10 protein-coding genes and 1 pseudogene are annotated in these 12079 nt (G+C 60.7%); 5 read left to right on the top strand and 6 right to left on the bottom strand.

Annotated elements, in window-relative coordinates:
* Positions 1-59: 59 nt before the first annotated feature.
* The 5 genes from acnA to ABT23_RS04645 form a co-directional block, all read right to left on the bottom strand.
* Entirely contained in the window at positions 60-2708 is a 2649-nt protein-coding gene (gene acnA, locus ABT23_RS04665; protein ID WP_296631859.1) for an aconitate hydratase AcnA, read from the bottom strand.
* A gap of 82 nt (positions 2709-2790) precedes the next feature.
* The gene (locus ABT23_RS04660; RefSeq protein ID WP_296631856.1) at positions 2791-3141 is read right to left on the bottom strand and encodes a DUF3147 family protein; all 351 of its coding nucleotides are present in this window, start codon (positions 3139-3141) and stop codon (positions 2791-2793) included.
* A 10-nt stretch (positions 3142-3151) separates the two neighbouring features.
* Positions 3152-4660, bottom strand: a complete 1509-nt coding sequence (gene lysS / locus ABT23_RS04655) for a lysine--tRNA ligase (RefSeq protein WP_296631853.1) — start codon at positions 4658-4660, stop codon at positions 3152-3154.
* A gap of 13 nt (positions 4661-4673) precedes the next feature.
* Positions 4674-5108, bottom strand: coding sequence for a type II toxin-antitoxin system VapC family toxin (locus ABT23_RS04650; RefSeq protein WP_296631851.1), 435 nt, complete (start codon positions 5106-5108; stop codon positions 4674-4676).
* The gene (locus tag ABT23_RS04645; protein ID WP_296631849.1) at positions 5108-5341 is read right to left on the bottom strand and encodes a type II toxin-antitoxin system prevent-host-death family antitoxin; all 234 of its coding nucleotides are present in this window, start codon (positions 5339-5341) and stop codon (positions 5108-5110) included. The genes ABT23_RS04650 and ABT23_RS04645 overlap by 1 nt, the downstream gene beginning before the upstream one ends.
* A gap of 240 nt (positions 5342-5581) precedes the next feature.
* Between ABT23_RS04645 and recQ the strand changes: the two genes are divergently transcribed.
* The 5 genes and pseudogenes from recQ to ABT23_RS04620 all read left to right on the top strand — a co-directional run.
* The gene (recQ, locus tag ABT23_RS04640; RefSeq protein ID WP_296631847.1) at positions 5582-7378 is read left to right on the top strand and encodes a DNA helicase RecQ; all 1797 of its coding nucleotides are present in this window, start codon (positions 5582-5584) and stop codon (positions 7376-7378) included.
* Positions 7379-7465: 87 nt separating this feature from the next.
* Positions 7466-8014, top strand: a complete 549-nt coding sequence (locus ABT23_RS04635) for a metalloregulator ArsR/SmtB family transcription factor (RefSeq protein ID WP_296631845.1) — start codon at positions 7466-7468, stop codon at positions 8012-8014.
* A complete protein-coding gene (locus ABT23_RS04630; protein ID WP_296631842.1) occupies positions 7998-8480 on the top strand; it encodes an SRPBCC family protein in 483 nt (160 codons plus the stop codon). Before ABT23_RS04635 ends, ABT23_RS04630 begins: the two co-directional genes overlap by 17 nt.
* A gap of 184 nt (positions 8481-8664) precedes the next feature.
* Complete coding sequence (locus ABT23_RS04625; protein ID WP_296631840.1) at positions 8665-9105, top strand: helix-turn-helix transcriptional regulator; 441 nt, start codon at positions 8665-8667, stop codon at positions 9103-9105.
* Between the two features lie 288 nt (positions 9106-9393).
* A pseudogene (locus ABT23_RS04620) lies at positions 9394-9657 on the top strand (integrase core domain-containing protein); the annotation flags it as partial.
* 61 nt (positions 9658-9718) lie between these two features.
* Here ABT23_RS04620 and ABT23_RS04615 read toward each other — a convergent pair.
* On the bottom strand, positions 9719-11521 hold the full coding sequence (locus ABT23_RS04615) for an autotransporter outer membrane beta-barrel domain-containing protein (protein WP_296631837.1): 1803 nt from the start codon (positions 11519-11521) through the stop codon (positions 9719-9721).
* Between the last annotated feature and the right edge of the window lie 558 nt (positions 11522-12079).

The following is a 12079-nucleotide window of genomic DNA, read 5'->3' as shown; positions in this document are numbered from 1 at the left end:
ACTGGGTCAGTTTATTTCGCTGGCGGCTCCTTGTCCTTGGGAGCCTGCGCACACCGGATTTACCCCACTAGCTGTTCGAGCACGAAGGGCAGGATGCCGCCCTTGTTGTAGTACTCGACCTCAATCGGCGTGTCGATGCGCAGCTTGAGCGCGACGCGTTCCACTTTTCCATCGGCGCGGTGGATCACCAGCGTGACATCCTGCTGCGGCGTGATACCGGACTCGGTGCCTTCGAGGTCGAAGGTCTCGCTGCCGTCGAGCTTCAGCGTGGCCGCGTCGACGCCGTCCTTGAACTGGCAGGGCAGTACGCCCATGCCGGCGAGGTTGGCGCGGTGGATGCGCTCGAAGCTCCTGGCGACGACGGCCTTCACGCCGAGCAGGGTGGTGCCCTTGGCGGCCCAGTCGCGCGACGAACCCGTGCCGTATTCCTCGCCGGCGAAGATCATCAGCGGCATGCCCTCATGCTGGTATGCCATGGCGGCATCGTAGATCGGCTGCTGCTCGCCGCCCTTCAGCGTGATGCCCCCCTCGGAGCCGGGGATCATCAGGTTCTTGATGCGGACGTTGGCGAAGGTGCCGCGCATCATCACTTCGTGGTTGCCGCGGCGGGCGCCGTAGCTGTTGAAGTCGGCTTTCTGCACGCCGTGCTCGGTGAGGTAGAGGCCGGCCGGCGAGGTCGGCTTGATGCCGCCGGCGGGGCTGATGTGGTCGGTCGTCACCGAGTCGCCGAAGATCGCCAGCGCCCGCGCGCCCTGGATGCCGCCACTGGCGGCCTGGGTGCCCGCAAAGAAAGGCGGCTGCTGGATGTAGGTCGACTTCGCATCCCACTCGTAGACCGTGCCGGTGGGGGCGGAGACGGCATCCCACAGCGGATTGTCGGCGCCGACATCGGCGTAGATCTTGCGGTAGGCCGCGGCATCGGTCGCGGTGCCCATCACGGCAGCGATGTCCGCGTTGCTCGGCCACAGGTCCTTGAGGAATACGGGCTTGCCGTCCTTGCCGGTGCCGATGGCCTCCTTGTCGAAGTCGATGTCGACGCGGCCGGCGAGCGCGAAGGCGACCACCAGCGGCGGCGACATCAGGAAGTTGGCCTTGACCGCCTGGTGCACGCGCGCTTCGAAATTGCGATTGCCGGACAGTACCGACGCCACGACCAGGTCGTTGTCGGCGATGGCTTTCTCGATTTCCGGCTTCAAGGGGCCGGAGTTGCCGATGCAGGTGGTGCAGCCGTAGCCCACCACGGAAAAGCCGACCTGTTCCAGCGCGTCCATGAGGCCGGCCTTGTTGAGGTATTCGGTGACCGCGCGCGAGCCGGGGCCGAGCGAGGTCTTGACGTGCGCAGGCGGCTTCAGGCCGAGCGCGGCGGCTTTCTTCGCTAGCAGGCCGGCCGCCAGCATCACGCCCGGGTTGGAGGTGTTGGTGCAGGAGGTGATGGCGGCGATGGCGATGTCGCCGTGTTTGATCGGCGTGTGGCCGGTATGAAGCGCGGCGGCGCCCTTGCCGTAGCCGCCCTCGGCCACCGGTTTGTCCATCAGTCCGGTGAAGGCAGATTTCAGGTTGGCCAGCGCGATGCGGTCCTGCGGCCGCTTGGGGCCGGCGACCGAGGGTTCGACGCTGGCGAGGTCGAGTTCCAGCACCTGCGAGTAGTCGATCTCGTCTGCCTTGGGGATGCCGAACAGGCCCTGCGCCTGGTAGTAGGCGCGGATCGTGTCGACCTGCGCGGGCGCGCGTCCGGTGGCAGCGAAGTACTGGCAGGTCGCTTCGTCGACCGGGAAGAAGCCCATGGTCGCACCGTATTCGGGCGCCATGTTGGCGATGGTCGCGCGGTCGGTGACCGACATCGCGGCTGCGCCTTCACCGAAGAATTCGACGAACTTGCCGACGACCTTGGCTTTACGCAGCATTTCGGTGATGGTCAGCACGACGTCGGTGGCGGTGACGCCGGGTTTGGCGTGGCCCTTGAGGTTCACGCCGACGACGTCGGGCGTGAGGAAATACACGGGCTGACCCAGCATCGCGGCTTCGGCCTCGATGCCGCCCACGCCCCAGGCGACGATGCCGAGGCCGTTGATCATGGTGGTGTGGCTGTCGGTGCCGACCAGCGTGTCGGGATAGGCCATGCCGTCCTTCTCCATCACGCCGCGCGCCAGGTATTCCATGTTCACCTGGTGCACGATGCCGACGCCGGGCGGCACCACCTTGAAGGTGTCGAAGGCCTGCATGCCCCACTTGAGGAACTGGTAGCGCTCGCGATTGCGCTCGAACTCGATCTTCATGTTGAGGTCGAGCGCGTCGTGCGTGCCCGAGGCGTCGACCTGGATCGAGTGGTCGACCACCATGTCGACCGGCACCAGCGGCTCGATCTTCTTCGGATCCTTGCCCATTTTCTGTGCGGCCGAGCGCATCGCGGCGAGGTCGGCCAGCAGTGGCACGCCGGTGAAGTCCTGCAGGATCACGCGCGCCACGGTGAAGGGGATTTCCTCGGTGCGCTCGGCATTGGGCTTCCAGCTTGCCAGCTGCCTGACATGCTCGGGCGTGACCTTCACGCCATCACAATTCCGCAGCACCGACTCCAGCACGACGCGGATGGATACCGGCAGGCGCGCCACGGACGTTCCGAGGGCGGTTTCCAGTTTCTTCAGCGAGGCGAAGCGGGCACTGCCGCTGCCGGTGGAAAAGGAGTCGAAGCTGTTGAAGGTGTCGGTCATGGTGGGTTGACTCGTGTAAAGAGGGTCGAAACAGGCGAAAGGCGGAATTTTACCGGAAGCGCGCCGTGCGCAGGCGATGCGGTTACAGGCGGATGCCGAATGCAGCCAGCAGCTTGACCATGCCAAGGTAGGCCAGCGCCGTGGCGGCGCTGGATACGCCGAGGCTGACCCAGAATCCCCAGCCGCTGCGCAGCAGAAGCGGCAGCAGAACGAATAGCAGCAGGGAGGGCAGCACCAGCCAGAAGATACCGCCGGCCAGCGTGGCGACCTTTTGCACGTCGCCGGTGTCGAGATACAGCCAGACAAAGGCCAGCAGCGAAGTCAGCGGCAAAGACGCCAGCGCGGCCGCCCAGAAAGTGCTGCGCTTGGCCACTTCGGCCACTGCGACGAGGATCAGCGCGGACAGGCCGATCTTGAGCGCGTATTGCCCCATGGCGGCTGGATCAGCTTTCGCGCCGCATCTGCGGGAACAGGATGACGTCGCGGATGCTCGGCGAATCCGTCAGCAGCATGACCAGGCGGTCGATGCCGATGCCGCAGCCGCCGGTGGGCGGCAGGCCGTGCTCGAGCGCGCGGATGAAGTCGGCGTCGTAGTGCATCGCCTCCTCGTCGCCGGCTTCCTTGGCCCGCACCTGTTCCATGAAGCGCTCGGCCTGGTCCTCGGCGTCGTTCAGCTCGGAGAAGCCGTTGGCCATCTCGCGCCCGGTGATGAACAGCTCGAAGCGCTCGGTGATGTCGGGCTGGCTGTCGGAGCGGCGCGCCAGCGGCGAGACTTCGGCCGGGTAGTCGATGATGAAGGTCGGCTGGATCAGCTGCGCCTCGGTGGTTTCCTCGAAGAAGGACAGCTGCAGCCCGCCGAGGCCGTCCTGCGGTTTGTACTTGGCCTTCATCGCGGTGAACTGCGCGATCAGCCAGTCGCGGTCGTTCAGCTGCGCCACGGTGTATTCAGGGTTGTATTTGCGGATTGCCTCGACGATGGTGAGGCGGTCGAACGGCTTGCCGAGCTCGATCTCGTTGCCCTGATAGGTGACCGTGGTCGAGCCGGTGGCGGCGACCGCGGTGTGGCGGATCAGCGCCTCGGTGTAGTCCATCAGGTAGCGGTACTCGCGGTAGGCCTCGTAGAACTCCATCATGGTGAACTCGGGGTTGTGACGCGTCGACAGCCCCTCGTTACGGAAGTTGCGGTTGATCTCGAACACCTTCTCGAAGCCCCCGACCACCAGGCGCTTCAGGTACAGCTCGGGCGCGATGCGCAGGAACAGTTCCATGTCGAGCGCGTTGTGATGCGTGGCGAAGGGCTTGGCCGCGGCGCCGCCGGGGATGGGGTGCATCATCGGCGTCTCGACTTCGAGGAAGCCGTGGCCGGTCATGAACTCGCGGATGCTCTGGATGATCTTCGAGCGGCGCATGAAGGTTTCGCGCGCGGTGTCGTTGGTGATGAGGTCGAGGTAGCGCTGGCGGTATTTCTGCTCCTGGTCGGCCAGGCCATGGAATTTCTCCGGCAGCGGGCGCAGCGCCTTGGAGAGCAGGCGGATCGATTTCGCCTGGATGGTCAGTTCGCCCTTGTTGGTCTTGAACAGCGTGCCGGTCACGCCGAGGAAGTCGCCGAGGTCCCAGTGCTTGAACGCCTCGTGCGCCTCGGTGCCGGTGAGGTCGTTCGACACGTAGACCTGAATCCGTCCGCTCATGTCCTGCAGCGTGGCGAAGCTGGCCTTGCCCATCACACGCTTCAGCATCATGCGGCCGGCGAGTTGCACCTGCACGCCCTCGGCTTCCAGCGCCTCCTTGGTTTTGTCGCCATGCTCGGCGGCCAGCTTGCCAGCGTAGTCGTGGCGCTGGAAGTCGTTGGGGAAGGCGACGCCCGCTTCGCGAATCGCTGCGAGCTTGGCACGGCGCTCCATGATGATCTGGTTCTCGTCGAGTGGCGGCGTGGTAGAGGTTTCTGTGGTCATGATGAGCGAGGAATCAATCGCCGAAATAGGCGACTTCGAGTTGGAGTTGTAAAGCGGCGCGCCGCATCACGTCGTCGGCGGTGGCGATGACGACGGAGCCGAGCACGGATGCGGTCGCCAGATGAAGTGCGTCGAGCGTGCGCAAGGGCAACGCGGTGAGTTCGTCCATCAAACGCAAGGCTTCGATGAAATCGGCATCGGTCGAAGGCGCAACGGTGAGCAGGCCATTCTGGATGTCGGTGCGCACCTCGTTCATTGCGGCCGCCTCCTGCTCCGGGTTCAGGCGTGCCTGGCGGCGTTTGCGCGCGAGGGTCGAGCGCAATTCGACCAGCGTGAGACGGCTGATGTGGGCGGGTGCCAGTTCGGAAAAATAGGCATCGAACGCCTCACTATTGCGCTCGGGCAGGTAGCGCTTCACGAGCGCGCTGGTGTCGAGGTAGACACGCATCAGCCGCGTTCGTCGCGGTCTTCGCGAATCAGGACTTCGCTCGGCACATCCTGGAACGGCATCGTCGCGCGGAAGGCAGCCAGCGAACGGAATGTCTTTTTGCGCGGTTCCACCGGCAGGATGCGCGCTACCGGCTCGCCATGCTTCACGACCAGCACTTCGTCGGCATCGGCGAACATCTGGTCGGGGTGCGACAGGCCTTCGCGGGCTTCGCGGATAGTCAGGGTTTTCATGGGTGCCTCCAACGGGGCAAAACGTGACACAATTATAGCCGATGTGACACGCTGATTTTCCAGCTGGAAAATCAGAATTAACCCAATGCTTTCATTTGGCCACTGAGCCGTTCGCCCTGAGCCTGTCGAAGGGCTGCCCTTCGACAGGCTCAGGGCGAACGGTCAAAATGAATCACCCTAAACGAACGGTGTCGGAAATTAGCCCGGCGCCGCCAGCGTGCCTTATTTGAAACCAGCTTCATGTCCGACACTCCGTTAGATATCCTCAACCGCGTCTTCGGCTACCCCGCGTTTCGCGGCGAGCAGGCGGCCATCGTCGACACGCTGGTGGCGGGTGGCGACGCGCTGGTGCTGATGCCCACCGGCGGCGGCAAGTCGCTGTGTTTCCAGATTCCTGCCCTGCTGCGCGAGGGCTGTGCGGTGGTGGTGTCGCCGCTGATCGCGCTGATGCAGGACCAGGTCGCGGCGCTGCAGGAACTGGGCATCGCCGCGGCCTTCCTCAATTCCAGCCTCGACGGTGCGGCGGCAATGCAGGTCGAGCGCGAATTCGTCACCGGCCAGTTGAAATTGCTCTACGTCGCCCCGGAGCGCCTGCTCACGCCGCGTTTCCAGGACCTGCTCGAACAGGCTAGGGTGGCGCTGTTCGCTATCGACGAGGCACACTGCGTGTCGCAATGGGGGCACGACTTCCGCCCGGAATATCTGGGCCTGTCGGCGCTGCACGAACGCTTTCCCGCGGTGCCGCGGATCGCGCTCACCGCCACCGCCGACGCCGCGACGCGCGCCGAAATCCTGCAACGCCTTGATCTGGGCGCCGCGCGCGTCTTCGTGGCCAGCTTCGACCGCCCCAACATCCGTTATCGCATTGCCGAAAAGTCCGACCCGCGCCGGCAGTTGCTCGATTTCCTGGGCGAACACAAGGGCGAAGCCGGCATCGTCTACTGCAGCACGCGCAAGAAGGTCGAGGAAACCGCCGCCGGATTGGCGCAGGCCGGCCTCACCGCGCTGCCTTACCACGGCGGCATGGACAACGCGACGCGCGCCCGCCACCAGGAAAGATTCCTGCGCGAGGACGGCGTCGTCATGGTCGCCACGCTCGCGTTCGGCATGGGCATCGACAAGCCCGACGTGCGCTTCGTCGCCCACCTGGACTTGCCGCGCTCGGTCGAAGGCTACTACCAGGAAACCGGCCGCGCCGGGCGCGATGGCGAGCCCGCCGAGGCGTGGATGGCATGGGGCCTGCAGGACGTCGTGACGCAAAGACGTTTTATCGACGAAGGCGAGGCCGAGGACGCGCACAAGCGCATCGGCCACGCCAAGCTCGACGCCCTGGTCGGCCTGTGCGAAGCGGCAAGCTGCCGCCGCGTTGCGCTATTGAGCTACTTCGGCGAAGCCAGCCAGCCGTGCGGCAACTGCGACGTCTGCCTGAATCCGCCGACGCTGTGGGACGGCACCGAGGCCGCGCAGAAGCTGCTCTCCGCCGTCTACCGCACCGGTCAGCGCTTCGGCGCCGGCCATGTCATCGACGTGCTGCTCGGCAAGGCGACCGAGAAAATCGACCGCTTCGGCCACGGCCAGCTGAGCGTGTTCGGCATCGGCGCCAGCCAGACCGACAAGGTGTGGCGCGCCGTGCTGCGGCAGCTGGTCGTGCGCGGGCTGCTGGAGGTGGACCACAGCGCCTACGGCGCGCTCAAGCTCACCCAGGCAGCCAAGCCGGTGCTCAAGGGCGAGGAAACCGTCATGCTGCGCGCCATCGAAGCGCGGCCGGCGCGCAAGAAGTCTCGCCTCGCCCCCAGTTCCGGCGCCGGCGTTCACGACGATGAAGATCCCTTGTTCCTGTCCTTGCGCGCCTGGCGCCGCGAAACCGCCAACGAGAAGGGCGTGCCCGCCTACGTCATCCTGCACGACGCCACCCTGCGCGAGATCGCCGCGCGCCGACCTGTGACGCTGGCGGAACTGGGCGAGATATCGGGGCTGGGGACGAAGAAGCTGGAAGCGTATGGTGAGGCGGTGCTGGGAGTGGTGGCGGAGGGCTGAACCGGCCGCTGGCCGCGGTCTCTGACGAACGCCCAAGCGCGTCCATAATTTAACTGAAAAGTTAATTAACCTTGCTAGAAAGTTACGATGAGCCCTGCAACCGACACCCTGAGCATGACCTTTGCGGCCCTGTCAGACCCCACCCGGCGGGCCATGCTGGCGCGTCTGATACAGGGCGAGGCTTCGGTGAACGAGCTTGCCGCGCCATTCAAGATGAGCCTGCCTGCCGTCTCGAAACACATCAAGGTGCTGGAAAAGGCGGGCTTGCTGATCAAGACCCGCCATGCACAGCAGCGCCCCTGCAAGATCGACGGCGTGCAACTCAAGCAGGCGGTTGACTGGATCGAGCAGTACAGGCAGCTGTGGGAAGGACGCCTGGACCGTCTGGATGCCTGTCTGCAGGAGCTACACACCAGTGAGTCCGGCATCAGGCTGGTACAGGAAACGGCTTCCGGCCCCGGCGCGGGCAGGTCCGTCGATACGCCGGGTAAGGCCAAGCGAAGTGCGGGCAAACGAGCCCAATCTGCCTCAAGCCCTAAACACACCCATACCAGACGATCCGCGGGCACCTCACCCCCAACCAAGGAGAAAATCGATGACAACGAGCTTCAACAGCAAATTGGATTTGACTTTTGAGCGCATCGTCGATGTGCCACCCCGGCTGGTTTGGCGCGCCTGGACCGAACCCGAGCTGATCAAGCAATGGTTTTGCCCCTTGCCATGGAAAGTCATCGAAGCCGAAGTCGACGTGTGCCCCGGCGGCATGTTTCGCACCAGCATGCAGTCGCCCGAAGGCGAGGTATACCCCAACATCGGCTGCTTTCTCGTAACGATCCCAAACGAAAAGCTCGTCTGGACCAATGCCTTGTTGCCCGGCTTCCGGCCCGCCTCGATGAACGCCCCCTGCAGCGATGAGTCGGCCGGGTTCATGTTTACCGCCACAGTCGAAATGGCCCCCCATGGCGAAAACAGCACCCGCTACCGCGCCACCGTCATTCATGCGGACGAAACGGGGTGCCGGACGCACGCCGCCATGGGCTTTGAGGCAGGCTGGGGTGTGGCGCTCGACCAACTGGTCGCCATGGTCAAGCGGGGCATTTGAACATTCATCCCCCCGAGCCGGATACCGAGGGAGAGGCCGTCTCGCGGCGCAGGCCTGGGGTTGGCGACGGCAGCAAAGACCGAGGGATCAGCGACCAATTTGGCGATAACCGTCGACCGGCGCGCTTGAATGAGGTCGATCCCTGTACCATTTACCTTTACCCGTACGCTATGAGGACCGCAAATTGTCGAACATCGCATCTGTGCTCAAGGAAGAAATCGCCCGACTCGTCCGCAGGCAGTTACGCGGCGAAACCGAAAGCCTCAAGAAGGCATCGAGCCGCTACCGTGCCGATATCGCCGCTTTGAAGCGGCGCATCGAGGCCTTGGAAAAGCAGATATCCCGCCTCGAAAAAATGGTGCCGAAGAAGGTCGCCCCTATCGCCGACGGGGAATCCGAAACGAAACTGCGGTTCAAGCCGCAAGGTGTGCGTGCGCAGCGGACGCGGCTCGGACTGTCCGCGCCGGAGATGGGAGCGCTGGTGGGCGTTTCCGCCCAAACCATCTACAACTGGGAAACCGGCACGACGCGCCCAAGGAACGAGCAGCTTGCCGTCATCGCGACCGTCCGGAAGATGGGCAAGCGCGAGGTCCAGGCACGGCTTGACCAGATGCGCGCGGAGTGACGGGCCAGGCCCGCCACTCCGCTCGCCGTACGAGAGCCACTACGTCCGGATGTCCTGACGGGCCACTTCGCTGACTGGCCATCCTGGAAGGCGTCGAGTACGATAATGATGTTGCAGACGGGTTCGGGCACCTTGACCGGTTCACACGGGCCCAACAGAGGTTGCGATGGTTGACGATCCAGGCGTGACAGGCGGGTCCTCGGCCGAAGCTGCCATTGGCATTCAGAGCAAGCTAAGTCAGCCATGCCCCCCATACCGGTCATCGATTCAAATTCAGGTTGAAGGGGGACCACGCGGGTGCGCCGGCCGCAGAGCAACGGCTTCGTCGAACGCCTGCATCGCACCCTGCTGGACGAACACTTCCGGGTGGCGGGCCGAACGACCTGGTACGAGTCGGTTGAACAGATGCAGGAGGATCTGGATCGTTACCTGCACCACTACAACCACGAGCGGCCTCATCAGGGCCGCATGATGGAAGGAAGAACGCTTATCCGGATGTTCCTGGAAGGCATCGTCGAGCAGCCCGGGTCAGGCTTGGCAGAGGCTGCTTAAAACAACACCGGCTTGGAGCCGGTGTCAGGTGAATATTTGATCTGTACAATCAAGATAAAAACTAGAAACCAATCATATAGCTGACGTAAGCTGTTGTTGAGCCAGTGCTTTGGAATGGCAGTTGCTGGTAGTAAATATCACCAGAAATACGTTGTTTTTTGGACACCGCATAATAGGCGCCTGCAGAAGCTACCGTTCTTGTGCGTTGAATGCTGTCGTTGAAGTTCTCGGAAGTTAAGCCACTAATCCCAGTCGAGGTTGCAGAATAGTCATCTACTCTGTGTTCCAGGTCGTGCTCAACACCCAGACTGCCCGTCAAAGTGATTCTGGGCGTCATTGCATGGTGTAGTTTTAATCCGACCAGTGCAGTTGTGGAACGATCAGCTAAGGAGGCATAACGCAAGGGGAAAGAAACACCCGTCTCAGTGTAGCCATCTTGTTTGATGACGGTGTAACGCAACGCAAGATAAGGGCGCAGCAATGTGTTATCCCTATAAGTGAAGGCATAACTTAATTCACCTACATAGCTTTGCGTATTCAGGTTTGTGGATCCAACCCCTGCTTCAGAGGTGCCAATCACATCGCGAGTAGTTTTTATATCGTTATCCAAATAAGCATTCGCCAGCTTGACTTGATAACCTAAAGCGTCAGTATTCTGATTCCACACAAGAAATACACCCATCATTGGCGTCTTATTTGAAACTTTAATGCCTGTAGGCATGTTGTTATTTACATTTTCATCGAGGAACCCACCAATTCGGATATTTTCTGAGGCTTTGTAGCCAAAAACAACTACAGCGCTAGTGCTGCTTGAGTCTGGATTATCCCCATTGGTGTAGCGGCCACCTCCCGATAAACACATACCTTGACTATCAAACAGATTACAGTCGTATGTGTTCATATTTGCAAAGTTTGTAGAAGTGGCAGCATGATTGAAAACACCTCGTAATCTTTGTGCGGACTTACGGATTGATGCTTGTGTATCAATTGCCGATGGGCCGCTCAGGTATACGAGTAAATCCCAACTATCAGCCAATAATCCATTCGCAACCAAACTATAATTGTAGCCATTATATGTACCTGCCACACCAGTCACGCCAGACAGGGAGTTAAGGCCTTTTAATACGTTTAGATAGCGGGTAGCAGTTATCGTCGAGGCATTGACTCCAGCGACCAAGGTTGTGCCCGCATTGCCATAAATATTAAAAGCCATTGCGCCAACACTACCAGGGGCAGACAATTGCCCATAATGAGCCGGGTCGTTAATAATAATGTTATAACTTAACGGCAAACTACCAACGAGCGTTACGGGGCTTGATGATGCTCCACTTTGCCCTTGTAAATTATTAAAAACATCGATCGAAGTTCCAGCACTATTCCCAATACTTCCAAAGCCGCCGGTAATCGTTCCCACGTTGGTTAACGAGGTAATTGTCCCTTGATTGGAAATTCCGTACCTAACTGTTGCATCAATTTGCCCAAAGTTGACAACATCAACATTGCCTCCGGCTTGGGTCCACAATCCCCATTGATTGTATGTATAGATTGACCCGTGATTGATCAAGGAGGCCGATGTTGCAGTGTTTAAAACAACCACCGCTCTACCATTCACACCAAAAGGTGCGTCGTTTGATACAGTGACTCCAGAGTTAATATCTACGGCAGCGCCAGTATCAAGCGTTAAACCTTTTACATTTCCTCCATCACAACTTGCTGCAATATCCAGGGCAGAGGTGACGGTAACGCCACCATTACATAATGCAAATACTTGTCCTATATGCAAGGTGCCAAGTAAAACAGCAAGCTTAAGTAGATTGATTTTACTTATGGATTTAATGTCACGCTCAATACGCTTTAACAACATAACTTACCCCTTATTTTTGTTGCGGCTGACGAGGTTACCGTCTCGCCAGACTTATTCGTGGTTGGCGCGTTTTCTGTAATGTCGAAGTCCAGATCTTCTGCGGGATTCCCTGGCCCGACGATGCTTCTTCCTGTGTTCTGCAGAGCCGTTTCATACTTCGCTGCTTTTGCAAGATCCGTTCTTTACGACGAATGTATGCGAATTGAGCATGGAGACAAGCTTTTACTCAGAAACTTTTAACAGATCAGCAAGTTAGTTAATAGCGGTTTCTTTCGCCACACCGGCCTTGATTCCCGCGATGGCAATGCTGCAAATTGAAGACACAGCAGGCCCCCTCGATGGCATGTAACTCACCCACCCTAACGGCGGTCCCATAAAATCCTGAAAGTGTAACAGCGCGGTACATAGACCCCTTCTGACCACCTACACTCGGGCTGGCGACTCAAACGCAGTTTTTCAGTATGGCCACGATTCAGAAGATCCAGGCCAAGGTCTCCTTCTGGTCGAGAGTGGGGGTTCACCGGATTGGAAAGCAGCCGTCCGGCGTGAGTCCTGATC

This window comes from Thiobacillus sp. SCN 63-57 (assembly GCF_001725555.1).
GTDB lineage: Bacteria > Pseudomonadota > Gammaproteobacteria > Burkholderiales > Thiobacillaceae > Thiobacillus.
This window is presented reverse-complemented; position numbering and strand designations above follow the sequence as displayed.